The organism is Streptomyces afghaniensis, from assembly GCF_044327915.1.
GTDB lineage: Bacteria > Actinomycetota > Actinomycetes > Streptomycetales > Streptomycetaceae > Streptomyces > Streptomyces afghaniensis.
Genome location: NZ_JBIRGJ010000006.1, coordinates 256,988 through 280,441, shown reverse-complemented (window position 1 = coordinate 280,441; position 23,454 = coordinate 256,988). Strand labels below are relative to the sequence as shown.

Here is a 23,454-nt window from a genome sequence, read left to right as displayed (position 1 = left end):
GGTCTTTGGCTTCTGTAGGAGAGTACGGGAACGGATCGCCGTCAAGCAAATCCGCCCGTACGACGGATCAGCCGGCGTCGAGTTCCTTGAACAGGTCGGCGAGGTCGGCGACGTCCTTGGCCGGCGGGGCCGTCACGTTCACCGGCTTGTTGTAGTCGAGGAAGGTGATGGTCATGTCGAGCGGGCCCTTGTCGGCGTCGCCCTTCATGCGGAACTGCTTGGTGTGGTCGTCGCCGTCGACCCACATGTCCATCGTGAGCTTGTCGACACCCAGCTTCTCGTACTGCTTGATGCTCTTCTCGCGCTGCTCGCGGGTGTCCGCCTTGCCGTCCTTGAGGGACGCGCGGAGGTCCTTGAGGGTGACGGTGCCCGTGTAGTGGGTCGTCTCGACGCCCTCGACCTTCTCGGAGCCGACCTTCTTCACGTCCTTGGCGCCCGTGAGGAAGGTGGACTCCGCGGCCGGGTTCTGCTCGGCCTGGCTCGCGGACCCCAGCTGGTCCAGGTCCTTGCCCGCCTTGGACCCGGACAGGTCGAACTTCATCCAGGTCTTGCCGTCCATCTCCTTGGCCATCTCGGCTCCCCCACCGATGTACATGGCCTTGTCGACGAGCCGGATCTCCACGGCCTCGGCGGCTCCCTGGGCGGGTGCCGTCATTTTCATGCTCATGGCGATCGTGGGCTTCAGGCGCATCGACGCCTCACCCTTGACCTGGCCCGACTCCGGCACCGTGCCGCTCATGCGGTAGCGGAGGGACGTGATGTCCTCCGTGTTCTTCGCCGCCTTGGCGACGGCGGCGGCCGGCGTCATCTCCGGCGACTGCTCGGATCCGCAGCCGACGGCGCCGGCGGCGAGAACCAGGGCGCCCAGCCCGGCGACAGGTATGGATGTCTTCATTGATTCCCCCCAAGGAATACGTGGTTGCTTCACAGCAAGGCCGTGAGCCTATCCCAGAGGGGCACAAGTGATCTATGCGGATTCACGGGGAGCTCAGGGCGTACCGGCCTTCTTCCGCATCAGGTCCTCGAAGTCCCCGGTGTCGGACAGCGGCGGCCGCTCAGCCCGGACCGGCACGCCGTAGTCGCCGTAGTGCGCGGTCTGGGTCATCAGGCCCGTGCTCATCCGCGCCTTCTCCACCTTCTTGACCAGCAGGTTCCGCTCGTCGATCCAGATGTCCACGGTCTCGGTGGTGACACCGGCCTCCGTGAGCTGCTTCTTCAGGGCGGCGTCGGTGACGTCCGCGGCGGCCACGGTGCCGGAGTAGTGCGTGGCGCGCCGGCCGCGCACGGACTCCTCGCCGGCCTTCCGGACGTCCCCGGATGCCAGCAGGAGCTTCACCGACTGGTTCGGCGTGGTGGTGCGCATCTGGTCGCCCAGGCGGGCGCCGGAGCCGCCGGCGAGGGCTTCCAGGTCCTCGTAGGCGTACCGGATCCAGTGTTTGCCGCCGGTCTGCTCGGCGAACTTCTCGCCCATGCGCGCGTAGTAGGCGTCGGGCAGGTAGCGGGCCTCCATGGAGGTGCTGCCGAGCCTGCGCATCGTGTCGGCCAGGGTGCCCCCGGTGTACGTGATGCTCAGGGTGCCGGTGATGCCGTCGCCCCAGCCGAGGGTGCCGTCGGCGGTCATGGACATCAGCGAGCCCATGGTCGTCGTGGACTCGACCCGGGCCGATCCGGCCCGCTCGGTGGCGCGCTCGGCGGAGCGCAGGGCCGCGACGGACCGGCCGTGCGCGGCGCGGTCGTCCTTGCCGAGGCCGTCGGAGGAGTCGGGGGAGGTACAGGCGGCCACGCCCGTCAGCGCGCTCGCCACCGCGATCACCAGGCCCACGCCGCGCACGGTCCTGCCCTGCATACGTCCCCCCGTTCGCATCCGGTTCCCGCACGTTAACCCAGGCCACCGGCGTACGTACCGGAAAAGGGAACGGGCCCCGCACCTGTGAGAGGTGCGGGGCCCGTGACCGGTTGCGTGAGCCGTCAGGCTCAGACCGCGGCCGGGTCCTCCTCAACGAGGAGGTTGCGGGTGCGGTTCGGGTCGACCGGGATGCCGGGGCCCATCGTGGTGGTGATGGCGGCCTTCTTGATGTACCGGCCCTTGGCGGCGGACGGCTTCAGACGGAGGATCTCCTCCAGCGCCGCACCGTAGTTCTCCACCAGCTTGGTGTCGTCGAAGGACGACTTGCCGATGATGAAGTGCAGGTTCGCGTGCTTGTCCACACGGAACTCGATCTTGCCGCCCTTGATCTCGGTCACGGCCTTGGCCACGTCCGGGGTCACGGTGCCCGTCTTCGGGTTCGGCATCAGACCACGCGGACCGAGCACACGGCCGAGGCGGCCGACCTTGCCCATGAGGTCCGGGGTGGCGACGACGGCGTCGAAGTCCAGACGGCCCTTCGACACCTCGTCGATCAGCTCGTCGGCGCCGACGATGTCGGCGCCCGCGGCACGCGCGGCCTCGGCACGGTCGCCGGTCGCGAAGACCAGGACCCGGGCGGTCTTACCGGTGCCGTGCGGGAGGTTCACGGTGCCACGGACCATCTGGTCGGCCTTGCGCGGGTCGACACCCAGACGGAAGGCGACCTCGACGGTGCCGTCGAACTTGGTCGTGGAGGTCTCCTTGGCGAGACGGACGGCCTCGAGCGGGGCGTAGAGCTTCTCCCGGTCGATCTTGGCGTCCGCAGCGCGAAGGGACTTGCTGCGCTTGCTCACTACTGCTCCTGTGGATTCTTAGGAGTCGTGGTCCGGGCCGAGCAGGCCCTGCCACTTCTGCTGATGGGGTTGGGGCTCAGCCCTCGACCGTGACGCCCATGGAACGGGCGGTGCCGGCGATGATCTTCTCGGCGGCGTCCAGGTCGTTGACGTTGAGGTCGGGCATCTTGGTGGTGGCGATCTCGCGGACCTGGTCACGCGTGATCTTCGCGACCTTGGTCTTGTGCGGCTCGCTCGAGCCCTTCGCCACGCCCGCGGCCTTGAGGATCATCTTCGCGGCCGGCGGGGTCTTGGTGATGAAGGTGAAGGAACGGTCCTCGTAGACCGTGATCTCCACCGGCACGACCCAGCCACGCTGCGACTCGGTCGCGGCGTTGTAGGCCTTGCAGAACTCCATGATGTTGACGCCGTGCTGGCCCAGCGCGGGGCCGACAGGCGGGGCCGGGTTGGCGGCACCGGCCTGGATCTGGAGCTTGATGAGCCCCGTGACCTTCTTCTTCTTGGGAGGCATGTGCTCTCTCCGGGTCCTAGTGAGAGTTTTCCAGCCTCCGATCCGGATCAGCCGGATGGAGGCATACCGCACAACGATAACGGGTATCTATGCGCGGCCAAAAACCGAGCAGGTCAGGCGGACTCCAGGAGCCCGTCTGACCTGCTCGGAAGCCGGGGTGGTGCTAGTTCTTCTGGATCTGGTCGAAGGAGAGCTCGACCGGCGTCTCGCGGCCGAAGATCTCCACGAGGCCCTTGACCTTCTTCGAGTCCGGGTTGATCTCGTTGATGGTCGCCTGGAGCGTGGCGAACGGGCCGTCGGTGACGGTGACCGAGTCGCCGACCTCGAAGTCCAGCACCTGGACCTCGACCTTGCGCTGCGGAGCCGGCTTGCCCTCGGCCTCGGCCGCCTCGCGGGCGGCCTTCTCCTCGGCCTCGGGGGCGAGCATCTTGACGATCTCGTCCAGCGTCAGCGGGTACGGGTCGTAGGCGTTGCCCACGAAGCCGGTGACACCCGGGGTGTTGCGGACGACGCCCCAGGACTCGTTCGTCAGGTCCATACGGACCAGGACGTAGCCCGGGAGCTTGTTCTGCTTGATCGTCTTGCGGTCGCCGTTCTTGATCTGGACGACCTCTTCCTGCGGCACCTCGGCCTGGAAGATGTAGTCCTCGACGTTCAGCGAGACGGCGCGCTGCTCCAGGTTGGTCTTCACGCGGTTCTCGTAGCCGGCGTAGGTGTGGATGACGTACCACTCGCCGGGCAGGACCCGCAGTTCCTCGCGGAGCTTCTCGATCGGGTCGCGGTCGTCCTCGGGCTCTTCCTCGAGTTCTTCCGCGGCCTCTTCGGCGTCCTCGGTCTCCGCCTCGGCGGCGTCGTCCGCGACGGCGTCGGCAGCCTCGACCTCGGCGGAGGTCTCGGTGTCCTCGCTGTCCGCGCCCTCGACGGTGTCGAGCTCGTCCTCGACGGACTCGACAGGCTCGATGGCGTCGTTCACGTTCGGGTCAGACACGGTGGCTGCTTCTTCCTGGATACATAGGGGTGGAACATGCGAAAGGAGCGCCGGGTACCTCGGCGCTCTTCGCGGGCGGCTCAGCCGAACACGTACTTGGCGGCGTTGCTGAGTCCATAGTCAATCACGGTGACGAGGCCGATCATGACGACCACGAAGATGATCACCACGGTCGTGTATGTCGTCAGCTGGTTGCGGGTCGGCCAGACGACCTTCCGCAGCTCCGCGACGATCTGGCGGTAGAAGAGGGCAAGCCGCTTGAGCGGGCCCTTCTTGCCGCGCTTGCCGCCCTTGCGGGCCTTCTTGGACTCCGGCGCCTCGTCCTGGGCATCAGGCATGTCGATGGAGCCCACGGCGTCCGTCACTCGTCCTCACCTGATTCCGGGTCGTGGCCGTGCCGCGCCCGGTCTGAGCCGCACGGCGGTGCATTGCTGTACGTACATGCGCACACATCCTGGCGAAGGAGTGTGTAGCAGGGCCGGAGGGACTTGAACCCCCAACCGCTGGTTTTGGAGACCAGTGCTCTACCAATTGAGCTACGACCCTTTGTGTGTCCCCCAACGTACCGCATCCGTCCGGATGCTTGGTGTGCACCGAACGGGCGCGGCCTGCGAGAGGCCAACGAGGTGAGAGTGTACGTGGTCTGCGGCCGGTCGTCGAACAGAAAGGGCTCCGGCGGGGCCTCGTTGGCGGAAGATCGCCTGCGGAACGGGGTGCGGACGGCCGGACTCCGACTGAAGATCGCCCAGGCCGTGCGGTCGATCCGGACTGTTGTTCAGGGGTTTGCCCGGCGTTGTTCAGTCTGTGAAACCCCCGTGCCGCGCACGTTTCCAGTCTGAAACGATGGGGCGCATGAGCGCTGCAACCCCTCCCACCGAGCGCCGGGTCTCCGCCCGAGTCGGCGCGATCTCCGAGTCCGCCACCCTCGCCGTGGACGCCAAGGCCAAGGCCCTCAAGGCCGCCGGGCGGCCGGTGATCGGCTTCGGCGCCGGTGAACCCGACTTCCCGACTCCGGACTACATCGTCGAGGCCGCGATCGAGGCCTGCAAGAACCCGAAGTTCCATCGCTACACGCCCGCCGGCGGTCTGCCCGAGCTGAAGGCCGCGATCGCCGCGAAGACGCTGCGCGACTCCGGCCTCGAGGTCGACGCGTCGCAGATCCTCGTCACCAACGGCGGCAAGCAGGCCATCTACGAGGCCTTCGCCGCGATCCTCGACCCGGGCGACGAGGTCATCGTCCCCGCGCCCTACTGGACGACGTACCCGGAGTCGATCCGGCTGGCCGGGGGTGTCCCGGTGGAGGTCGTCGCCGACGAGACCACCGGCTACCGGGTGACCGTCGAGCAGCTGGAGGCGGCCCGTACGGAGAAGACGAAGGTCGTCCTGTTCGTCTCGCCGTCGAACCCGACCGGCGCGGTCTACACCGAGCAGGAGACCGAGGCGATCGGCCGCTGGGCCGTCGAGCACGGTCTGTGGGTGATGACCGACGAGATCTACGAGCACCTGGTCTACGGCGACGCCTCCGCCGTGTCGCTGCCGGCGGTGCTGCCCGAGCTGCGCGACAAGTGCATCGTGGTGAACGGTGTCGCGAAGACGTACGCGATGACCGGCTGGCGGGTCGGGTGGATCATCGGCCCGAAGGACGTGGTCAAGGCCGCGACGAACCTCCAGTCGCACGCCACGTCGAACGTGTCCAACGTCGCCCAGGCCGCCGCGCTGGCCGCCGTCTCCGGTGACCTGGTCGCGGTCGAGAAGATGCGGGAGGCCTTCGACCGGCGCCGCAAGACCATCGTGCGGATGCTGAACGAGATCGACGGCGTGGTGTGCCCGGAGCCGGAGGGCGCGTTCTACGCCTACCCGTCGGTGAAGGCGCTGGTCGGCAAGGAGATCCGGGGCCGGCGGCCCAAGGACACGGTCGAGCTGGCCGCGCTGATCCTGGAGGAGGCCGAGGTCGCGGTGGTGCCGGGTGAGGCGTTCGGTACGCCCGGGTATCTGCGGCTGTCGTACGCGCTGGGTGACGAGGATCTCGTCGAGGGCGTGAGCCGGATGCAGAAGCTGCTGGCGGAGGCGCGGGACTGACGTCCGCTTCGTCGGCCTGGGGCACATACCGGATTCGGTATGTGCCCCATTTGTTTGTGCGAGCAAGACCACGAAAGGGGAAACGGCTTCCGGGACGGCTGGGGCGTACGGCAGGATCCTGGAATGGAGCGTGTACGTGATGTCTCTGAGCTGCCGAAAGCCCATCTGCACCTGCACTTCACCGGGTCGATGCGGCCCTCGACCGTGCTGGAACTGGCCGACAAGCACGGGGTGCGTCTTCCTGACGCGCTGACCGATGCGCTGGCCGGCGGGGAGCCGCCGAGACTGCGGGCGACGGACGAGCGAGGCTGGTTCCGCTTCCAGCGGCTGTACGACGCGGCGCGCTCGTGTCTGCGGGAGCCGGAGGACATCCAGCGGCTGGTGCGGGAGGCCGCGGAGGAGGATCTGCGGGACGGGTCGGGGTGGCTGGAGATCCAGGTCGATCCGACGTCGTACGCGCCGCGGCTGGGCGGGCTGATCCCGGCGCTGGAGATCATCCTGGAGGCGGTGGAGACGACGTCGCGGGAGACCGGGCTCGGGATGCGGGTGCTGGTCGCGGCGAACCGGATGAAGCATCCGCTGGACGCGCGCACCCTGGCGCGGCTGGCCGTGCGGTACGCGGACCGGGGCGTCGTCGGGTTCGGGCTGTCGAACGACGAGCGGCGGGGCATGGCACGGGACTTCGACCGGGCGTTCGCGATCGCCCGGGAGGCCGGGCTGCTGTCGGCGCCGCACGGGGGTGAGCTGGCGGGGGCGTCGTCGGTGCGGGACTGTCTGGACGACCTGGGGGCGAACCGGGTGGGGCACGGGGTGCGGGCGGCGGAGAATCCGTGGCTGCTGCGGCAGCTGGCCGAGCGGGGGGTGACGTGTGAGGTGTGCCCGGCGTCGAACGTGGCGCTGGGGGTGTACGAGAAGCCGGAGGACGTGCCGCTGCGGACGTTGTTCGAGGCGGGCGTCCCGATGGCGCTGGGCGCGGACGATCCCCTGCTGTTCGGCTCCCGGCTGGCGGCGCAGTACGAGATCGCGCGGCGGCATCACGGATTCACGGACGAGGAACTGGCGGAGGTGGCGCGGCAGTCGGTACGGGGGTCGGCGGCGCCGGAGGATGTGAAGGCGAAGCTGCTGGCCGGGGTGGACGACTGGTTGCTGTCGTAGCGCCTGCTCGCCGGTGGTGGGTCGGGGCCGCGCCGGGGGGTGTCCGTCCTCGGAACGGCGCGATGGGGTCACACACCAACTAACCGGCGTTGACGCGCCAACCGCTGCGGGCGGACACCCCCCGACACGGCCCCTTGCGCCGTCCGGCGGGTGCAGGTCCGCTTAGCTGCGGGCATGCGTGCCGCTAAGGGCGGCACGGGTGGGCGCAGCGGCACCCCGCTCCGCCGGGTTGCGCACCCAGCCGGCCCCGGCACCGACGCCGGGTGCCTACAGGCTCACTCCCACCGTCACCGGCTCGTTCACCAGCGTGATCCCGAAGGCCTCCCGCACCCCGGCCACGACCTCGCGGGCCAGGGCGAGCAGGTCCTCGGTGGTCGCCGTGCCCCGGTTGGTGAGGGCCAGCGTGTGCTTCGTCGAGATACGGGCCGGCCCGTCGCCGTACCCCTTCGTGAAGCCCGCCTTGTCGATCAGCCAGGCCGCGGAGGTCTTGGTGCGGCCCTCCCCCGCGGGATACGCGGGCGGCTCCACCCCCTCGCCGAGCCGCTCACGCACGCGCGCGCGGAACGTCGCGAAGTCGGCGTCCGTGAGGATCGGATTGGTGAAGAAGGACCCGGCCGACCAGGTGTCGTGGTCCTCGGGGTCCAGGACCATGCCCTTGCCGGCGCGCAGCTTGAGGACCGTGTCGCGGGCCGAGGCGAGCGGGACGCGGTCGCCGGCTTCGACACCGAGGGCGCGGGCCGTCTCGGCGTACCGGAGGGGGGCGGAGAGGCCGTCTGCGTCCTCCAGGGAGAAGCGGACGCGCAGGACCACATATCGCTCCGGGTCGGACTTGAAACGGCTGTGGCGGTAGGAGAAGGCGCAGTCCTCGTTGGCCAGGGTGACCGTCTCGCCGGTGCGGCGGTCGTAGGCGACGACCTCCGTGATCGTCGAGGAAACCTCCTGGCCGTACGCCCCGACGTTCTGGATGGGGGTCGCGCCCGCCGAGCCGGGGATGCCGGCCAGGCACTCGATGCCGGCCAGGCCCGCCTCCACCGTGCGGGCGACGGCGTCGGTCCACACCTCGCCGGCGGCCAGCTCCAGCCTCGTGCCGTCGAGGGAGTAGCCCTTGGTGGCGATGACGAGGGCGGTGCCCTCGAAGCCCTTGTCGCCGATGACCAGGTTCGAGCCGCCGCCGATGAGCAGCAGCGGGGTGCCCGTCTCGTCGGCTTCGCGTACGACGGCGATCACCTCGTCGTCCGTCGTCGCGGTGACCAGCCGGGTCGCGGGGCCGCCCAGCCGGAAGGTGGTCAGCGGGGCGAGGGGGGCGTCGTGGAGTTCCTGCACGGGCTCAAGAGTACGAGACGGCACCGACAGCCTCCGGCACGCGTGGGTGCGGCCCCCGTCCGGGAGACGAGGGCCGCACGCGCGCGTGGTGTCGGTTCAGGGCAGGCGGCGGAACGCCTCCTGCCAGGAGAGCGGGAGGTCGTCGCTGCTCGCCTGCCAGGTGGTGAAGCTCGCGTCCCTCATCTGCGGGGCGAGGCCCCGGGCAGCGGGTCCGTGGGCGCCCGCGCGGACGAAGTCCTGGAGCGCGGCCTTCGACTCCCAGGCGGACAGCGTCCAGAAGGTCCGCTTGAGGGGCTTCGCCTTCAGGGTCGCCCCGTAGACGCCGGGGCTGCGGCGCACCTGGCGCCAGACGGCGGGTGTCCCGGCGAGGAACTTCAGGGCTCCCCACAGGGTGCGCGTCTCGAAGCGGGAGGCGAAGACGTGCACCTCGGTGTCGCGGGGCGGAGTGTTGGGGACGGTCCAGGGAAGGGTCGGCATGACCGTTTCTCCTTCGGGTCGTCGCGGTCAGTGGGAGGCGGTTTCCAGCACGGGGGCCGGTTCGGCCGGGGCGGTCTGCCGTTCGGCGCGTCGCCGGGTCGGGATCAGCAGGGCCGCGACGCCCGCGAGGGCGACCACCGCGGAGCCCGTCACCAGCGCGGGGCGCATGCCGTCGACGAAGGTCTGGCCGGTCTCGTAGCCGCCCTGCGCTGAGAAGATCGACGCCATGACGGCGATGCCGAGCGCTCCGCCCACCTCGCGCAGGGCGTTGTTGGCACCGGAGGCGATGCCCTGCTCCGAGGGCCGGACGCTGGACATCACCAGGTGGGAGGCGGGGGCGAAGAACAGGGCCATGCCGATGCCGCTGACGATCAGGGCGGGCAGCTGGGCGGCGTAGGAGGCGTCGGCCGTGGCCACGACCGACATGTAGCCGAGGCCCAGGGCCTGGAGGAACAGGCCTGCGGCGACGACCGGGCGGCCGCCGATACGGTCGGCGAGGATGCCGGCGATCGGGGCGACCAGCATCGGCATGCCGGTCCAGGGCAGCATCCTGAGGCCCGCCTCGGTGGGCGAGTAGCCGAGGACGCCCTGCATGTACTGGCTGAGCAGGAAGATCGAGCCGAACATGCCGAGGAACATCAGCAGGCTCGCCGCGTTGATGCCGGAGAAGGCCCGGGAGCGGAAGAGCCGCATCGGGAGCATGGGGTTGGCGGCGCGCGTGCTGTAGAGGACGAAGCCGGCGAGGAGCGCGGAGCCCGCGAACAGGCCCGTCAGGACCATCGAGCCGGTCCAGCCGTCGACGGGGCCCCGGACCAGGCCGTAGACGATGCCGAAGAGGCCGCCGCTGGCGAGCAGGGTGCCGGGGATGTCGAGCCGGGCTCCGGTGCCGTGGGACTCGGTGAGGCGGAGGCGGGCGAGGGGCAGCAGCGCCAGACCGAGCGGGACGTTCAGCCAGAAGATCCACTGCCAGGAGATGTGTTCGGTGAGGGTGCCGCCGACCAGCGGCCCCGAGGCGACGGCGAGTCCGTTGACGGCTCCCCAGATGCCGTAGGCCATGCCCCGCTTGGCGGCGGGCACGGCCGCGGTGAGCAGGGTGAGCGTCAGCGGCATCATCACCGCCGCACCCGCGCCCTGTATCGCCCGGGCGGCGATGAGGGAGTCGATGCCGGGCGCCAGGGCCGCCGCGGCGGAGGCGCCGGTGAAGACGGCGAGCCCGGCGATGAAGAGCCGGCGGCGGCCGAACCGGTCGCCGAGGGCCGCGCCGAACATCAGCAGGACGGCGAAGGTGAGCGTGTAGGCGCTCACGGTCCATTCCAGATCGTGCAGGCCCCCGCCGAGGTCCTCACGGATGGAGGGCAGGGCGGTGGTGACGACGAGATTGTCGAGAGCCGCCATGAATCCGGCGACGCTGGTGATGACGAGGGCCCAGGCGGCTCCCCCGCGGCGTGCGGTCTGCTGTGACATCTCTCCCCCAGAGAGGTGATTCGCTTGATCGGTTAGTTATTGATCACTAACTTTCGAGATCATGAAAAAGCGCAGCACTCTCGCCTTCCCTGTCAGATCTCCAGCCGGCCCTTGAGCCGCGCCGACGGGTACAGCCCCTCCCAGACACGGTGCTCGGGAGGGAAGCCCATGGCCGCCAGGCAGTTGACGAGCATCCCGTAGGCCATGAAGGTCGTCGTCTCGTTGACGTCGGAGCCCAGCGGCACGTGAACCGTGTCCCACAGCCGCATCCAGCCGGCGCGCACCGACTCGCCGAACTCGTGGTCGCCCTCTTCCTCGGCGGCCGTCACTGCGACGTACATCTGCATCTGCATCATGAGCCGCTCGGGCCGCTCCGCGATGACCTTGGTGTACGCGTTCCCCATGGCGTGCAGGGCCTCTTCGCCCTCAAGCCCCTCCGAGGCATCCGCGAATGTGCGGATCGTGTCCTCCACGCACCGCTCGGCCGCCGCCAGGAAGATCGCCTTCTTGCCGGGGAAGAGCCTGAAGAGATACGGCTGCGAGACGCCGACCCGCCGGGCGATCGCCTCGGTCGACGTGCCGTGGTAACCGCCGCGGGCGAACTCGATCGTCGCCGCACGGATGACGCTCTCGCGCCTCTCCTCCGCGCTCATCCTGGCCATGCGAGTAAGTTAGTACTCAATCACTAACTTCGTCAAGCGGTCACGACGACCCGTACGCGTAAGGGGCGCCTCGCAATGGAGAGCGCCCCTTACCCGTCAGTCCGCCGTCTCAGGCCAGCCGCACGACCGCACGCGACATGCCGAGCACCTTCTGCCCTGCGCTCGTCGCCGTGAGGTCCACGCGGACGGTGTTGTCGTCGAGCTTGGCCGCGACCTTGCCGCCGACCTCGATCACTGCGCCCCGGTCGTCGTTCGGGACGACGACGGGCTTGGTGAAGCGGACGCCGTACTCGACGACCGCACCCGGGTCACCGGCCCAGTCGGTGACCACGCGGATCGCCTCGGCCATGGTGAACATGCCGTGCGCGATGACGTCCGGCAGGCCGACCTCTTTGGCGAACTTCTCGTTCCAGTGGATCGGGTTGAAGTCGCCGGAGGCGCCCGCGTACTGGACGAGGGTCGCGCGGGTCACCGGGAAGGTCTGGGCGGGCAGTTCGGTGCCGACCTCGACGTCGGAGTAGGAGATCTTCGCCGTCATGCGATCGCTCACGCCTCCTCGGCCGCGCGGGCCACGAGCTTGGTCCAGGCGGTCACGACGTGCTCGCCGGCCTCGTCGTGGACCTCGCCGCGGATGTCCAGGATGTCGTTGCCCGCGAGGGACTTGATCGCCTCGATGGTGGAGGTGACCGTGAGCCGGTCGCCGGCGCGGACCGGACGGCGGTAGGCGAACTTCTGGTCGCCGTGCACCACCCGGCTGTAGTCCAGACCGAGCTGGGGGTCCTGGACGACCTGCCCGGCGGCCTTGAAGGTGATCGAGAAGACGAAGGTCGGCGGCGCGATCACATCGGGGTGGCCGAGCGCCTTGGCGGCCTCCGCGTCCGTGTACGCCGGGTTGGCGTCCCCGACCGCCTCGGCGAACTCACGGATCTTCTCCCGGCCCACCTCGTAGGGCTCGGTGGGCGGGTACGTCCGCCCCACGAAGGACTGGTCGAGCGCCATGGCCCGGCACCTCCTGGTTGCGCTGCTGAACGGTACGGGTCATTCAACGACGCGAGGCCGCCCCCGATCACTCGGGAACGGCCTCGCGTACGAGCCTGATTTATCGCGTTTCGCGGTGCGCGGTGTGCGCGTTGCAACGCGGGCAGTGCTTCTTCATCTCAAGACGGTCCGGGTTGTTACGCCGGTTCTTCTTGGTGATGTAGTTCCGCTCCTTGCACTCCACGCAGGCCAGCGTGATCTTCGGGCGGACGTCGGTGGCAGCCACGTGAGTGCTCCTAAGACGAACGGATGGACTGTTTAACGCAAGAAGAGTAGCCGATCGAAGGACCGACCCCGCAATCGGCTACTGTCAGTAGCGGTGACCGGACTTGAACCGGTGACACAGCGATTATGAGCCGCTTGCTCTACCGACTGAGCTACACCGCTTTGATGTGGTCCGGGCCCCGCCTCGCGACGGGAACCAGTCACACCAGAGCCCCAAAACGGAATCGAACCGTTGACCTTCTCCTTACCATGGAGACGCTCTGCCGACTGAGCTATTGGGGCGAGCGATGAAGACATTACACGCTCCGCGGCCGTTCGCCCAAATCCGTTTCGGGGTACCCGCCCGGGCCGCGCGACCGTCCTCACAGCAGCCTCGTGCGTGCCTGTCGTTCCGATCTCGTTCCGTGCGACGGACCACGCCGGTACGACTATTGCGCTCCTCCCCGCGACAGGCAGGAGGCCGTCCTAGGCTCGACTCACTCTGAGTGATCATGCGTCCTCGCGTGCGCAGCCGAGCCCCAGGAGCGCGATGCCCGACAGCCAGCCGCAGCTACCCCCGCCGCCGCCCTCGCCCGGTCCGGCCGACCCCTCGTCGCTGCTGCTGTGCGGGGCGCGGCTCACCGACGGCCGGACCGTGGACGTCCGGCTGGGCGGCGGCCGGATCGAGGCGGTCGGCACGGCCGGCAGCCTGGCGGCGGGCGGCACGCGCGCGTGCGGGGCGCGAGTGGACCTCGGCGGTTATCTGCTGCTGCCGGCCCCGGCCGAGCCGCACGCTCATGCCGACACTGCGCTGTCGGCCGACGCCGGAGGCCCGGTCTCCTACGAGCCCCAGGACGTACAGCGGCGGGCGACCGAGGCCGCGCTGCTCCAGCTCGGGCACGGGGCGACGGCGGTGCGGGCGCACGTGCGCGTGGGGGACGTCCAGGGGCTGGGCGCGCTGGCGGCCGTGTTGCAGGCGCGACGGGCGCTGCGGGGGCTGGCCGAGCTGACGACGGTGGCGATGCCCCGGGTGCTGACCGGGGTGGCCGGGGCGGACGGGCTGGCAGTACTGCGGGACGCGGTGAAGATGGGCGCCTCGGTCGTGGGCGGACGGCCGGATCTCGACCCGGATCCGACGGGGTACGTGGAGGCGGTCCTGGAGGTGGCCTCCGAGCACGGCTGCCCCGTCGACCTGCACACGGACGCCGGGGATCCGGCCCGGCTGGCCCGGCTCGCGGCGATGGCGGGCGGGCTGCGCTCCGGGGTGACCCTCAGCCCGTGCGGCGATCTCGGCCGGCTGCCCTCCGAGGTGGCCTCGCGAACCGCCGACCAACTGGCGGCGGCCGGGGTGACGGTGGTGTGCCTGCCGCAGGGCGGCTGCGGTGGCGTGGACCGGCGGGGCGCGGCTCCGGTACGGCTGCTGCGCGCGGCCGGGGTGCGGGTGGCCGCCGGGAGCGGAGCGCTGCGGGACGTGTCGAACCCGGTGGGCCGCGGGGACCCGCTGGAGGCGGCGTTCCTCCTGGCCTCGCGCTACGGCCTGTCGCCCGAGGAGGCGTATGACACGGTGAGCGGGTCGGCGCGGGCGGTGCTGGGGCTGCCGGAGGTGCGGGTGGAGGCGGGTTTCCCGGCCGAGTTGCTCGCGGTGCGCGGGGGCGGGCTCGCGGGGGTGCTCTCGCTGGCGTACAGCCGGGTGGTGGTGCACCGGGGGCTCGTGGTGGCGCGGACCAGCGCGGTGCGGGAGTACTGCAGTTCGGCGGCTTCAGTGGAGCTGGGGCTGCCGCGGCAGGGGCGGGGGCAGTTGTCGTAGGGCCCTTGGTGGGTGGCGTCGGCGTGTGGAGTCGAGGCGTGGGGTCGGGGTGTGGCTCAAGTCGTGCGGCGGACGGGGCTGTCCGGGCGTACGGTCGAAGGCATGCGTACTGTCATCGCTGGTGGTCATGGTCAGATCGCGTTGCGGCTGGAACGGCTGCTCGCCGCGCGCGGGGACGAGGTCGCGGGGATCATCCGCAAGGCCGAACAGGCCGACGATCTGCGGGAGGCCGGTGCCGAACCGGTCGTGCTCGACCTGGAGTCGGCGTCCGTGGACGAGGTCGCGGAGCGGCTGCGGGGGGCCGACGCGGCGGTGTTCGCGGCCGGCGCGGGCCCGGGCAGCGGGGCGACCCGCAAGGACACGGTGGACAAGGCCGCGGCGGTCCTCTTCGCGGACGCGGCGGTGCAGGCGGGCGTACGGCGCTTCGTGATCGTGTCGTCCATGGGCGCCGACCCGCGGCACCAGGGTGACGAGATCTTCGACGTGTACCTGCGGGCCAAGGGCGAGGCGGACGCGTACGTGCGCGGGCTGGACGCCCTGGACTGGACGATTCTGCGCCCCGGTCAGCTCACCGACGACGCCGGCACCGGCCTCGTACGCCTGGAGGCGCACACGGGCCGCGGGCCGATTCCGCGTGACGACGTGGCCGCCGTGTTGGCGGAGCTGGTGGACACGCCCGCGACGGCCGGCCTCACGCTGGAGCTGATCAGCGGGCCGGCTCCGGTGTCCGTGGCGGTGAAGTCGGTGGCGGGGAACTGACACCGCCGGGAAGCTCCCCTAGAACAGGGGCAGTTGCCCCGGGAAGTCGGGCACCGCGTAGCCGTCCAGGGAGGGCTGTTCCGGGCCGGGCCGGGCCTGGCGGCGGGAGCCCGGGCATGAGGTGAGTTCGCCGTGTTCCCGGGCGCCGGGCGGGTCGTGGCGCGCGTACCGCCCGGCGACGACGGCGATCTCGCGACGGCACTCGGGGCAGGTTCTGCGACGGGAGGACATGGGGCCAGTGTGCCGCGCGTGCGGCTCGCGTATTCCTGTGGACCGCCTCGCGGTTCCTCCGTCGCCCACCGCGTCTCCGCCTCTTGCCGTGCTTCGACGCCGACCTCTTGCTGTTCCGATTCTTTTTCGCCTCCTGCTGGAGGTGAGGCCCGCCTGGCAGGATGGCGCGGACCATCACAGGAAACGGGGGTCGAGCATGCTGGTGCTCATACTGTCGGTCGTCGTCCTGCTCGTCATCGGCGGCTGCGTCTGCGTCTTCTGGACGGCCCGGGGCGACGCCCCGCGCTGGGCACGTGGTGTGGCCAAGGCGACGCTGCTCGGCAGCGAACTGGCCCGTAGCGCGAGCCGGAATTCCCGTTCACAGGGCAGCGGCGGGGGCGACTAGGTCCGGCCGCCGGCGGCCCGCCGACCACGCAGTGGGCCTTTATGATCTTCCTCACGCACTATTGACCGGCGTGGACGGCCGTCCTCGCCCCGTCCACACAGCCCGGGACGGGACGGTCGAAGACGGTCGGACACGAGACACAGTGAGACAGCCGGATGATCTGGCGACTGCATGACGAAGGGCCCCTGACCTGCGTTCTTCGCAAGTCAGGGGCCCTTCGTTCCCGTGTGGCGGCGCCAGGATTCGAACCTGGGAAGGCTGAGCCGGCAGATTTACAGTCTGCTCCCTTTGGCCGCTCGGGCACACCGCCGGGGTTGCTGCCCGTCGTACCGCCTTCTGGGGCGGTGCTCCGTGGCAACGACGTAAACAATACCTGATGCAGAGGGGTGCTTCGCCACCCGATTGATCGGCGCCCGTAGGGCGGGGGGTGGCTAGGCTTGTCCGGATGCGGCCCGGGACCTGAACAGGCCCGGCGGCCGCCCACGTACGCCGGTACGCACGATCCGCACCCCGATACAAGGAGCCACAGGACATGGCCGACTCCAGTTTCGACATCGTCTCGAAGGTCGAGCGGCAGGAGGTCGACAACGCACTCAACCAGGCCGCCAAGGAGATCTCGCAGCGCTACGACTTCAAGGGCGTGGGTGCCTCGATCTCGTGGTCCGGCGAGAACATCCTCATGGAGGCGAACTCCGAGGACCGGGTGAAGGCGATCCTCGACGTCTTCCAGTCCAAGCTGATCAAGCGTGGCATCTCGCTGAAGGCTCTGGACGCGGGCGAGCCCCAGCTCTCCGGCAAGGAGTACAAGATCTTCGCGTCGATCAAGGAGGGCATCTCCCAGGAGAACGCGAAGAAGGTGGCGAAGACCATCCGCGACGAGGGCCCCAAGGGCGTGAAGGCGCAGGTGCAGGGCGAGGAGCTGCGGGTCAGCTCCAAGAGCCGTGACGATCTTCAGGCCGTCATCACCCTGCTGAAGGGCAAGGACTTCGACTTCGCCATGCAGTTCGTGAACTACCGGTAGGTCCGGTCGGGTCCTCGGGGATCCTGAACGGGATGGGCTCCCGGCCTGCGCGGTGACGAGGAAGGGTGGGCACCTGCTGGGTGCCCACCCTTCTCGCCTGCTGGCTGCGGTCGATGGGCGCGAGCCTGCCGGGGGCCGTGGGCGCGGTCAGTTGCGGGAGTTGCCGAACAGGAGGCGGTAGGCGACCAGGAGGACGAGCGACCCGCCGATCGCCGCGGCCCAGGTCGCGCCGTCGTAGAAGTCCTTGGTGATCGGGTGGTCCATCCAGCGAGCCGATATCCAGCCGCCGATGAACGCGCCCGCGATGCCGATCAGAGTCGTGCCGATGAGGCCGCCCGGGTCACGTCCCGGCAGCAGGAACTTCGCGATGGCTCCGGCCAACAGTCCCAGGATGATCCAGCTGATGATGGTCATGCCGTGAACCTGCCCTTTCACGCTGTGCCCGCACTGTCCCTGCCATGTGATCTTGCTCCCGGCAGGCCGTGCTCGTGCGTCGTACGCCGGGCGTTCCGCGTGCGTCGTCCTCGCCGCGCGCGTCACGCCGTGTTGGTGGGGAGGACGCCCTCGCAGCGCCCGCCGGTTGCACTGATCAGTAGGGTGCGATGCATGACAGCCTCCGATCCTGGACTGCGCCGCACTCTCGGCGTCGGGGACGCGGTCGTCGTCGGACTCGGCTCGATGGTGGGAGCCGGGATCTTCGCCGCCCTCGCGCCCGCGGCGCACGCGGCCGGCTCCGGACTGCTCCTCGGGCTCGCCGTCGCCGCTGTCGTCGCGTACTGCAACGCCATGTCGTCGGCGCGGCTCGCCGCCCTGTACCCGGCCTCGGGCGGCACGTACGTGTACGGGCGTGAGCGGCTCGGGGAGTTCTGGGGGTATCTCGCGGGCTGGTCGTTCGTGGTCGGGAAGACGGCCTCCTGTGCGGCGATGGCGCTCACCGTGGGCACGTACGTCTGGCCGGGGCAGGCGAACGCGGTGGCGGTGGCGGCCGTGGTGGCGCTGACCGCGGTGAACTACGGCGGTGTCCAGAAGTCCGCGTGGCTGACGCGGGTGATCGTGGCGGTGGTTCTGGCTGTCCTCGCTGCCGTGGTGGTCGGGTGTCTGGTGTCGGGCGAGGCCGATGCCGGACGGCTGGACATCGGGGCCTCGGACGGTGCGGGCGGTGTGCTTCAGGCGGCGGGGCTGCTGTTCTTCGCGTTCGCCGGGTACGCCCGGATCGCGACCCTCGGTGAGGAGGTACGGGACCCGGCGCGCACCATTCCGCGGGCGATCCCGCTGGCGCTGGGCATCGCCCTGGTGGTGTACGCGGGGGTGGCGGTGGCTGTCCTTTCGGTGCTGGGGTCGGACGGTCTCGGGGACGCGACGGCGCCGCTGGCCGACGCGGTGCGGGCGGCCGGGATGCCCTGGCTCGTGCCGGTGGTGCGGGTCGGTGCGGCCGTGGCCGCGCTGGGGTCGCTGCTCGCCTTGATCCTGGGCGTCTCACGGACGACGCTGGCCATGGCCCGGGACCGGCATCTGCCGGGCGCGCTGGCGGCCGTGCATCCGCGCTTCCAGGTGCCGCACCGGGCGGAGCTCGCCGTGGGTGCGGTGGTCGCGGTCCTGGCCGCCACGGTGGACGTCCGGGGCGCGATCGGGTTCTCCTCCTTCGGGGTGCTGGCGTACTACGCCGTGGCCAACGCCTCGGCGTGGACGCTTGATTCGGCGCCGGCGGCGCGGGTGGTGCCGGTGGTCGGGCTGCTCGGGTGTGCGGTGCTGGCGTTCTCGCTGCCCGGCGTTTCGGTGGTCGTGGGCGCGGGTGTGCTGGTGGTGGGGGCGGTTGCGTACGGAGTGCGGCGGTCGGTGCGGGCGAAGGCTGGGAGGGCGTAGGGCTGCCCTCTTGGCCGTGTTCCGGGCCTTCTTGGCCACGGCCCCGTCTTACTGGCTGCTGCCGGAGTGCGCTGGGCCGGCCAGGGGACTCTCAACTGCTCGATCGCGGTCATGGATTCATGATGCAGGCCGCCGCTGACAGCCGGGCGGGCCTGTGGACAACCCCGGCCCTGTGGAAAACGGGCCGCGTCGCCCGCCGTCAGCGGGCCGTGAACGGCTCGTTCGTCCGCACGATGTCGCGGCCCAGGGGGAGCAGCGAGACCGGGATGAGCTTGAAGTTGGCGACCCCGAGCGGGATGCCGATGATCGTGACGCACAGCGCGATGCCGGTGGCGATGTGGCCGAGGGCCAGCCACCAGCCCGCCAGTACCAGCCACAGCACGTTGCCGACGCAGGACGGCGCGCCCGCGTCACGGCGTTCGACCGTCGTGTACCCGAAGGGCCACAGCGCGTAGACGCCGATGCGGAAGGCCGCGACGCCGAACGGGATGCCGATGATGGTGATGCAGAGGAGCAGGCCCGCGAGCATGTAGGCGAGGAACAGCCAGAAGCCGCTGAAGACGAGCCATATGACGTTCAGGATGGTCTTCATTGGTTCCCACCTGCCATCTTCTCGAGCCGGGCGATGCGTTCCGCCATCGGCGGGTGTGTGGAGAACATCTTCGACAGGCCCTGGCCTGGGCGGAACGGGTTCGCGATCATCATGTGGCTGGCGGTCTCGATGCGCGGCTCGGGCGGCAGCGGGAGTTGCTTCGTGCCGAGTTCGAGCTTGCGCAGGGCGCTGGCCAGGGCGAGCGGGTCGCCGGTGAGCTGGGCGCCGGAGGCGTCCGCCTGGTACTCCCGGGAGCGGCTGATGGCCAGTTGGATGAGCGAGGCGGCCAGCGGGCCCAGGATCATGATCAGCAGCATGCCGAGCAGGCCGGGGCCGTCGTCGTCGTCCGAGCGCCCGATCGGGATCAGCCAGGCGAAGTTGACCAGGAACATGATCACCGAGGCGAGGGCACCGGCGACCGATGAGATGAGGATGTCGCGGTTGTAGACATGGCTGAGCTCGTGGCCGATGACGCCGCGCAGCTCGCGCTCGTCCAGGAGGCGCAGGATGCCGTCGGTGCAGCACACGGCGGCGTTGCGCGGGTTGCGGCCCGTGGCGAAGGCGTTGGGCGCCTCCGTCGGGGAGATGTACAGGCGCGGCATGGGCTGGCGGGCCTGGGTGGAGAGCTCGCGGACCATGCGGTAGAGCCCCGGTGCCTCGAACTCGCTCACCGGGCGGGCGCGCATCGCGCGGAGGGCCAGCTTGTCGCTGTTCCAGTACGCGTACGCGTTGGTGGCCAGCGCTACCAGGACGGCGATGACGAGCCCCATGCGGCCGAAGAAGCTGCCGATGACGATGATGAGTGCGGACAGTCCTCCGAGGAGGACTGCTGTCCTGAGCCCGTTGTGCCGGCGGTGCACGGTACGCCCTCCAAGTGGTGCGGCAGGGGGACCCTTGCTTGCTGATTGCGGTGCCACTGGTGCCGTGATGTTCACGTCCAGTGGACCTTCCCGTACTGGTCAACGCCAGGCGGGAGGCACTAGTTCCCTTGTGCGCGCGGCGGGGGGTGTGGACCGTCCGGGTGAACGGCGCCGGGAAAGCGGCACGCGCGCGTGGAGGGCGGGTGCCCCACGCGCGCGTGGCGAATGCGGCTGTTGTTCAGAAGAGGGCGGTGTCGGTGAACCGCAGAACCAGCTGGGGTGCTCCGGACAGGGCGATGCCGAGGACTGCGGTCAGGGCGATCGCGGCGGTGAGCGGGGCGGGGACGCGGTGCCTTATGGGTTCGCCCTCCGGGGCGCGGAAGAGCAGGGCCGTCCACTGGAGGTAGTAGAACAGCGCGATGACGACGTTGACCGCCATGATCACGGCCAGCCAGCCGAGGCCGGCGTCGACGGCCGCCGAGAAGACGGTGACCTTGGCGAAGAGGCCGATGATGCCGGGCGGCAGCCCGGCGAGGCAGAGCAGGAAGAACGCCAGGAGCAGCGCGGACAGGGGGCTCGACGCGTACAGGCCGCGGTAGTCGGAGACGCGGTTGAGGGACTTCGTCCGGCCGACGAGCGCGGCCACGGCGAAGGCGCCGAGGTTCACCGCGCCGTACATCAGGGCGTAGGCGACGGTGGAGCCGATCGACTTCTCGGCGTCCCCGGAGTACGCGGCGGCCGCGATCGGCACCAGGAGGTAGCCGGCCTGGCCGACGGACGACCAGGCGAGCAGGCGTACCGCGCTGTACGCGCGCGTGGCCTGCTGGCGCAGGGCACCGACGTTGCCCACGGTCATGGTGAGCGCGGCCAGGGCGGCCAAGGCCGGGCCCCAGACGTCGGCGTACGAGGGGAGGGCGACGACCGTGACGAGGATCAGGCCGCTGAAGCCGACCGCCTTGCCGATGACCGACAGATAGGCGGCGATGGGCAGGGGCGCACCCACGTAGGTGTCGGGCACCCAGAAGTGGAAGGGCACGGCGGCCGTCTTGAAGGCGAAGCCGACCAGGGTGAGGACGACGCCGGTCTGGGCCAGCGTGTGGAGCTGTCCGTCGACGTTCTGGATGCGGTCGGCGACCTGGGTGAGGTAGAGGGTGCCCGTGGAGGCGTACACGAAGCTGATGCCCATGAGGCTGACCGCGGTCGCGGTGACCGAGGACAGGAAGAACTTCAGGGCCGCCTCGGAGGACTTCCGGTCGCCGTGCCTGAGGCCGACCAGCGCGAAGGCGGGCAGGGAGGCGACCTCCAGGGCGACGATCAGGGTCGCGAGGTCGCGGGAGGCGGGCAGGAGGGCGGCGCCGGCAGCGGAGGACAGCAGCAGGAACCAGTACTCGCCTTCGGGCAGCTCCTTGCGGGCGTCCTTCAGGGCGGTGACCGACAGGAGGGCGGCGAGGAGGGCGCCGCCGAGGACCAGGAACTGGATGACCAGGGTGAAGCGGTCGGCCGTGTAGCTGCACACGGTGGCGTCGCCGGTCAGGCAGAAGGTGCTGCGGTCGGCGTCCAGGAGGGGCAGCAGCATCAGCGTGGCGGCGGCCAGGCCGGCCACGGACGTCCAGCCGAGCAGCGTCTTGCGGTGCTCGGCGACGAACAGGTCGGCGACCAGGACGACGAGGCCGACGACCGCCGCGATGGTGGGCGGCGCGATCGCGAGCCAATCGACGGACTGGACCAGCGACGCGGCCAGGGGCTGGGCCGGGGAGCTCATCGGGTGCCTCCTGCGAGGAGCTGCTGGACGGCCGGGTCGCTCAGGCCGAGGAGAGCCTTGGGCCACAGGCCCGCGACGACGGTGAGGACGACGAGCGGGGTCCAGGCCGCGAACTCGTAACTGCGGACGTCGGTGAGCCTGGGGGCGTCCTGCGGCAGGGCGCCCATGCACACGCGGCGGACCACGACCAGCAGGTACGCGGCTGTCAGCAGCGTCCCGAAAGCGCCGATCGCCATGAACGTGAGGAAGGCGGGACGGCTGAGGCCGGCTGCCGGCTGGAACGCGCCGAACAGGGCCAGCATCTCGCCCCAGAACCCGGCCAGGCCCGGCAGGCCGAGCGAGGCGACGGCGGCGAAGGCGAGCAGGCCGCCGAGGCGCGGGGCCTTGCCGTAGAGCGCGGCTCCGGTCTCCTCGGCGAGGGTGTCGAGGTCGGTGGTGCCGGTGCGGTCCTTCAGGGCGCCGACGAGGAAGAAGAGCAGGCCGGTGATGAGGCCGTGGGCGATGTTGGCGAACAGGGCGCCGTTCACGCCGGTCGGGGTCATCGTGGCGATGCCGAGCAGGACGAAGCCCATGTGGCCGACGGAGGAGTAGGCGATGAGGCGCTTGAGGTCGCCCTTCGCGCCCCGCTTGGCGAGGGCCAGGCAGGCCAGGGATCCGTAGATGATGCCGACGACGGCCAGGGCGGCGAGGTAGGGCGCGAAGGTGCGGAACCCGTCGGGCGCGACAGGGAGGAGGATCCGGACGAACCCGTACGTACCCATCTTGAGCAGGACACCGGCCAGGAGGACCGAGCCGACGGTCGGCGCGGCGGTGTGGGCGTCGGGCAGCCAGCTGTGCAGCGGCCACATCGGCGTCTTGACCGCGAGGCCGATCCCGATCGCCAGAACGGCGATGACCTGCACGGATGTGCTCAGCGACCGGCCGTTGTCAGTGGCGAGTGCCATCATGTCGAACGTGCCCGCCTTGATCCCGATCAGGAGCAGGCCGAGCAGCATGACCACGGAGCCGAGCAGCGTGTAGAGGATGAACCGCCAGGCGGCCTGGCTCCGGCCCTCGCCGCCCCAGCGGGCGATGAGGAAGTACATCGGGATGAGGACCATCTCGAAGGCGAGGAAGAACAGCAGCAGGTCGAGGACGGCGAAGGTCGCGAGGGTGCCGGACTCGAGGACGAGCAGCAGCGCGACGAAGGCCTTCGGGGTGGGACCCGCGGGCATCTTGAAGTACGAGTAGAGCGCGCAGAGGAAGGTCAGCAGCGCGGTCAGGACCAGAAGGGGGAGGGAGATGCCGTCGATGCCGAGGTGGATGCGTACGTCGAGTGCGGGGATCCAGCTGATGTCCGTGCTGGCCTGCATCTTCGACGGCTGGTCGTGGTCGAAGCCGAGCGCGAGGACGATCGCCGCGATGAGGACCGCGCCGGTGACGGTGACGCCGTGCCGGAGCACGGCCTGCTCGGGCGACTTCCCCTTCAGCCCGGGCGGGGCCGGCAGGAGAGCCGCGGCGGCGCCGAGGAGCGGGCCGACGACGACGAATGCCAGAAGGAACTGCATCACGGACTCGTTGATATCGATCACGC

Annotated in this window: 26 protein-coding genes and 4 tRNA genes; 7 read left to right on the top strand and 23 right to left on the bottom strand. The window is 70.1% G+C overall.

What is annotated here, in order from left to right:
* Positions 1-67: 67 nt before the first annotated feature.
* From ACH4G3_RS23760 to ACH4G3_RS23730, 7 genes are all read right to left on the bottom strand, one after another.
* Positions 68-895, bottom strand: coding sequence for an SCO4651 family lipoprotein (locus ACH4G3_RS23760; RefSeq protein ID WP_397626406.1), 828 nt, complete (start codon positions 893-895; stop codon positions 68-70).
* A 93-nt stretch (positions 896-988) separates the two neighbouring features.
* Positions 989-1,846, bottom strand: a complete 858-nt coding sequence (locus ACH4G3_RS23755; protein ID WP_397626405.1) for an SCO4651 family lipoprotein — start codon at positions 1,844-1,846, stop codon at positions 989-991.
* Between the two features lie 128 nt (positions 1,847-1,974).
* A complete protein-coding gene (rplA, locus tag ACH4G3_RS23750) occupies positions 1,975-2,700 on the bottom strand; it encodes a 50S ribosomal protein L1 (protein WP_010036794.1) in 726 nt (241 codons plus the stop codon).
* A gap of 76 nt (positions 2,701-2,776) precedes the next feature.
* Positions 2,777-3,211 carry a 50S ribosomal protein L11 gene (rplK, locus tag ACH4G3_RS23745; RefSeq protein WP_010036796.1) on the bottom strand — a complete coding sequence of 145 codons (435 nt, stop codon included), beginning with the start codon at positions 3,209-3,211 and terminating at the stop codon, positions 2,777-2,779.
* Between the two features lie 163 nt (positions 3,212-3,374).
* Positions 3,375-4,199, bottom strand: coding sequence for a transcription termination/antitermination protein NusG (nusG, locus tag ACH4G3_RS23740; RefSeq protein WP_243379615.1), 825 nt, complete (start codon positions 4,197-4,199; stop codon positions 3,375-3,377).
* 80 nt (positions 4,200-4,279) lie between these two features.
* The gene (gene secE / locus ACH4G3_RS23735; protein ID WP_020274892.1) at positions 4,280-4,564 is read right to left on the bottom strand and encodes a preprotein translocase subunit SecE; all 285 of its coding nucleotides are present in this window, start codon (positions 4,562-4,564) and stop codon (positions 4,280-4,282) included.
* Positions 4,565-4,672: 108 nt separating this feature from the next.
* Positions 4,673-4,745 (bottom strand) — tRNA-Trp (locus ACH4G3_RS23730).
* A gap of 306 nt (positions 4,746-5,051) precedes the next feature.
* On the opposite strand from ACH4G3_RS23730, the gene ACH4G3_RS23725 reads away from it, so the two are divergent.
* Together ACH4G3_RS23725 and ACH4G3_RS23720 are read left to right on the top strand one after the other, a co-directional pair.
* Positions 5,052-6,278, top strand: coding sequence for a pyridoxal phosphate-dependent aminotransferase (locus ACH4G3_RS23725; RefSeq protein WP_355844957.1), 1,227 nt, complete (start codon positions 5,052-5,054; stop codon positions 6,276-6,278).
* Positions 6,279-6,401: 123 nt separating this feature from the next.
* Positions 6,402-7,433: an adenosine deaminase gene (locus ACH4G3_RS23720; RefSeq protein ID WP_397626404.1), complete on the top strand. Its 1,032-nt coding sequence runs from the start codon at positions 6,402-6,404 to the stop codon at positions 7,431-7,433.
* Positions 7,434-7,700: 267 nt separating this feature from the next.
* Here ACH4G3_RS23720 and ACH4G3_RS23715 read toward each other — a convergent pair whose 3' ends face one another.
* The 9 genes from ACH4G3_RS23715 to ACH4G3_RS23675 all read right to left on the bottom strand — a co-directional run bounded on the left by ACH4G3_RS23715 (position 7,701) and on the right by ACH4G3_RS23675 (position 12,904).
* Positions 7,701-8,756: a UDP-N-acetylmuramate dehydrogenase gene (locus ACH4G3_RS23715; protein ID WP_397626403.1), complete on the bottom strand. Its 1,056-nt coding sequence runs from the start codon at positions 8,754-8,756 to the stop codon at positions 7,701-7,703.
* A 96-nt stretch (positions 8,757-8,852) separates the two neighbouring features.
* Positions 8,853-9,233 carry a DUF3291 domain-containing protein gene (locus ACH4G3_RS23710; RefSeq protein ID WP_397626402.1) on the bottom strand — a complete coding sequence of 127 codons (381 nt, stop codon included), beginning with the start codon at positions 9,231-9,233 and terminating at the stop codon, positions 8,853-8,855.
* Positions 9,234-9,260: 27 nt separating this feature from the next.
* On the bottom strand, positions 9,261-10,697 hold the full coding sequence (locus ACH4G3_RS23705) for an MFS transporter (protein ID WP_397626401.1): 1,437 nt from the start codon (positions 10,695-10,697) through the stop codon (positions 9,261-9,263).
* A gap of 92 nt (positions 10,698-10,789) precedes the next feature.
* Positions 10,790-11,359 carry a TetR/AcrR family transcriptional regulator gene (locus ACH4G3_RS23700; protein WP_397626400.1) on the bottom strand — a complete coding sequence of 190 codons (570 nt, stop codon included), beginning with the start codon at positions 11,357-11,359 and terminating at the stop codon, positions 10,790-10,792.
* Between the two features lie 109 nt (positions 11,360-11,468).
* The gene (locus tag ACH4G3_RS23695) at positions 11,469-11,897 is read right to left on the bottom strand and encodes a MaoC family dehydratase (protein ID WP_397626713.1); all 429 of its coding nucleotides are present in this window, start codon (positions 11,895-11,897) and stop codon (positions 11,469-11,471) included.
* An 8-nt stretch (positions 11,898-11,905) separates the two neighbouring features.
* Positions 11,906-12,358 (bottom strand): MaoC family dehydratase N-terminal domain-containing protein, encoded by a 453-nt coding sequence (locus tag ACH4G3_RS23690; RefSeq protein WP_010036815.1) that lies wholly within the window; start codon positions 12,356-12,358, stop codon positions 11,906-11,908.
* Between the two features lie 100 nt (positions 12,359-12,458).
* Entirely contained in the window at positions 12,459-12,623 is a 165-nt protein-coding gene (gene rpmG, locus ACH4G3_RS23685; protein ID WP_003948671.1) for a 50S ribosomal protein L33, read from the bottom strand.
* Positions 12,624-12,711: 88 nt separating this feature from the next.
* A tRNA-Met gene (locus tag ACH4G3_RS23680) sits at positions 12,712-12,784 on the bottom strand.
* Positions 12,785-12,831: 47 nt separating this feature from the next.
* Positions 12,832-12,904 (bottom strand) — tRNA-Thr (locus ACH4G3_RS23675).
* Between the two features lie 247 nt (positions 12,905-13,151).
* On the opposite strand from ACH4G3_RS23675, the gene ACH4G3_RS23670 reads away from it, so the two are divergent.
* Together ACH4G3_RS23670 and ACH4G3_RS23665 are read left to right on the top strand one after the other, a co-directional pair.
* The gene (locus tag ACH4G3_RS23670; protein ID WP_397626399.1) at positions 13,152-14,408 is read left to right on the top strand and encodes an amidohydrolase family protein; all 1,257 of its coding nucleotides are present in this window, start codon (positions 13,152-13,154) and stop codon (positions 14,406-14,408) included.
* A 102-nt stretch (positions 14,409-14,510) separates the two neighbouring features.
* The gene (locus tag ACH4G3_RS23665; protein ID WP_397626398.1) at positions 14,511-15,167 is read left to right on the top strand and encodes an NAD(P)H-binding protein; all 657 of its coding nucleotides are present in this window, start codon (positions 14,511-14,513) and stop codon (positions 15,165-15,167) included.
* Between the two features lie 18 nt (positions 15,168-15,185).
* On the opposite strand, the gene ACH4G3_RS23660 is transcribed toward ACH4G3_RS23665, so the two are convergent.
* Complete coding sequence (locus tag ACH4G3_RS23660) at positions 15,186-15,398, bottom strand: hypothetical protein (RefSeq protein WP_020275027.1); 213 nt, start codon at positions 15,396-15,398, stop codon at positions 15,186-15,188.
* Between the two features lie 196 nt (positions 15,399-15,594).
* On the opposite strand from ACH4G3_RS23660, the gene ACH4G3_RS23655 reads away from it, so the two are divergent.
* Positions 15,595-15,783 (top strand): hypothetical protein, encoded by a 189-nt coding sequence (locus tag ACH4G3_RS23655; protein WP_397626397.1) that lies wholly within the window; start codon positions 15,595-15,597, stop codon positions 15,781-15,783.
* Between the two features lie 228 nt (positions 15,784-16,011).
* On the opposite strand, the gene ACH4G3_RS23650 is transcribed toward ACH4G3_RS23655, so the two are convergent.
* A tRNA-Tyr gene (locus tag ACH4G3_RS23650) sits at positions 16,012-16,093 on the bottom strand.
* A 222-nt stretch (positions 16,094-16,315) separates the two neighbouring features.
* On the opposite strand from ACH4G3_RS23650, the gene ACH4G3_RS23645 reads away from it, so the two are divergent.
* Positions 16,316-16,804, top strand: coding sequence for a YajQ family cyclic di-GMP-binding protein (locus ACH4G3_RS23645; protein ID WP_020275031.1), 489 nt, complete (start codon positions 16,316-16,318; stop codon positions 16,802-16,804).
* Between the two features lie 147 nt (positions 16,805-16,951).
* Here the strand turns inward: ACH4G3_RS23645 and ACH4G3_RS23640 are convergent, their stop codons facing one another.
* Positions 16,952-17,218 carry a GlsB/YeaQ/YmgE family stress response membrane protein gene (locus tag ACH4G3_RS23640; protein WP_020275032.1) on the bottom strand — a complete coding sequence of 89 codons (267 nt, stop codon included), beginning with the start codon at positions 17,216-17,218 and terminating at the stop codon, positions 16,952-16,954.
* Between the two features lie 192 nt (positions 17,219-17,410).
* Between ACH4G3_RS23640 and ACH4G3_RS23635 the strand changes: the two genes are divergently transcribed.
* Positions 17,411-18,667: an APC family permease gene (locus tag ACH4G3_RS23635; RefSeq protein ID WP_397626396.1), complete on the top strand. Its 1,257-nt coding sequence runs from the start codon at positions 17,411-17,413 to the stop codon at positions 18,665-18,667.
* A 199-nt stretch (positions 18,668-18,866) separates the two neighbouring features.
* On the opposite strand, the gene ACH4G3_RS23630 is transcribed toward ACH4G3_RS23635, so the two are convergent.
* The 4 genes from ACH4G3_RS23630 to ACH4G3_RS23615 form a co-directional block, all read right to left on the bottom strand.
* Complete coding sequence (locus ACH4G3_RS23630) at positions 18,867-19,259, bottom strand: YccF domain-containing protein (RefSeq protein WP_397626395.1); 393 nt, start codon at positions 19,257-19,259, stop codon at positions 18,867-18,869.
* Positions 19,256-20,119, bottom strand: a complete 864-nt coding sequence (gene htpX, locus ACH4G3_RS23625) for a zinc metalloprotease HtpX (RefSeq protein WP_020275035.1) — start codon at positions 20,117-20,119, stop codon at positions 19,256-19,258. Before htpX ends, ACH4G3_RS23630 begins: the two co-directional genes overlap by 4 nt.
* Before the next feature lie 238 nt (positions 20,120-20,357).
* Positions 20,358-21,881, bottom strand: a complete 1,524-nt coding sequence (locus tag ACH4G3_RS23620; protein WP_397626394.1) for an NADH-quinone oxidoreductase subunit N — start codon at positions 21,879-21,881, stop codon at positions 20,358-20,360.
* Positions 21,878-23,452 (bottom strand): complex I subunit 4 family protein, encoded by a 1,575-nt coding sequence (locus tag ACH4G3_RS23615; protein ID WP_397626393.1) that lies wholly within the window; start codon positions 23,450-23,452, stop codon positions 21,878-21,880. The genes ACH4G3_RS23620 and ACH4G3_RS23615 overlap by 4 nt, the downstream gene beginning before the upstream one ends.
* Between the last annotated feature and the right edge of the window lie 2 nt (positions 23,453-23,454).

Excerpts from the sequence above, each read along its gene's own strand:
- ACH4G3_RS23760 (WP_397626406.1), bottom strand. The coding sequence starts at position 895 with ATGAAGACATCCATACCTGTCGCCGGGCTGGGCGCCCTGGTTCTCGCC.
- ACH4G3_RS23655 (WP_397626397.1), top strand. The coding sequence starts at position 15,595 with ATGCTGGTGCTCATACTGTCGGTCGTCGTCCTGCTCGTCATCGGCGGC.
- ACH4G3_RS23660 (WP_020275027.1), bottom strand. The coding sequence starts at position 15,398 with ATGTCCTCCCGTCGCAGAACCTGCCCCGAGTGCCGTCGCGAGATCGCC.
- ACH4G3_RS23755 (WP_397626405.1), bottom strand. The coding sequence starts at position 1,846 with ATGCAGGGCAGGACCGTGCGCGGCGTGGGCCTGGTGATCGCGGTGGCG.
- ACH4G3_RS23620 (WP_397626394.1), bottom strand. The coding sequence starts at position 21,881 with ATGAGCTCCCCGGCCCAGCCCCTGGCCGCGTCGCTGGTCCAGTCCGTC.
- ACH4G3_RS23670 (WP_397626399.1), top strand. The coding sequence starts at position 13,152 with ATGCCCGACAGCCAGCCGCAGCTACCCCCGCCGCCGCCCTCGCCCGGT.
- ACH4G3_RS23705 (WP_397626401.1), bottom strand. The coding sequence starts at position 10,697 with ATGTCACAGCAGACCGCACGCCGCGGGGGAGCCGCCTGGGCCCTCGTC.
- ACH4G3_RS23695 (WP_397626713.1), bottom strand. The coding sequence starts at position 11,897 with ATGACGGCGAAGATCTCCTACTCCGACGTCGAGGTCGGCACCGAACTG.
- ACH4G3_RS23720 (WP_397626404.1), top strand. The coding sequence starts at position 6,402 with ATGGAGCGTGTACGTGATGTCTCTGAGCTGCCGAAAGCCCATCTGCAC.
- ACH4G3_RS23700 (WP_397626400.1), bottom strand. The coding sequence starts at position 11,359 with ATGGCCAGGATGAGCGCGGAGGAGAGGCGCGAGAGCGTCATCCGTGCG.
- ACH4G3_RS23640 (WP_020275032.1), bottom strand. The coding sequence starts at position 17,218 with ATGACCATCATCAGCTGGATCATCCTGGGACTGTTGGCCGGAGCCATC.
- ACH4G3_RS23630 (WP_397626395.1), bottom strand. The coding sequence starts at position 19,259 with ATGAAGACCATCCTGAACGTCATATGGCTCGTCTTCAGCGGCTTCTGG.
- ACH4G3_RS23710 (WP_397626402.1), bottom strand. The coding sequence starts at position 9,233 with ATGCCGACCCTTCCCTGGACCGTCCCCAACACTCCGCCCCGCGACACC.
- ACH4G3_RS23665 (WP_397626398.1), top strand. The coding sequence starts at position 14,511 with ATGCGTACTGTCATCGCTGGTGGTCATGGTCAGATCGCGTTGCGGCTG.
- ACH4G3_RS23725 (WP_355844957.1), top strand. The coding sequence starts at position 5,052 with ATGAGCGCTGCAACCCCTCCCACCGAGCGCCGGGTCTCCGCCCGAGTC.
- ACH4G3_RS23635 (WP_397626396.1), top strand. The coding sequence starts at position 17,411 with ATGACAGCCTCCGATCCTGGACTGCGCCGCACTCTCGGCGTCGGGGAC.
- ACH4G3_RS23645 (WP_020275031.1), top strand. The coding sequence starts at position 16,316 with ATGGCCGACTCCAGTTTCGACATCGTCTCGAAGGTCGAGCGGCAGGAG.
- rplK (WP_010036796.1), bottom strand. The coding sequence starts at position 3,211 with ATGCCTCCCAAGAAGAAGAAGGTCACGGGGCTCATCAAGCTCCAGATC.
- ACH4G3_RS23690 (WP_010036815.1), bottom strand. The coding sequence starts at position 12,358 with ATGGCGCTCGACCAGTCCTTCGTGGGGCGGACGTACCCGCCCACCGAG.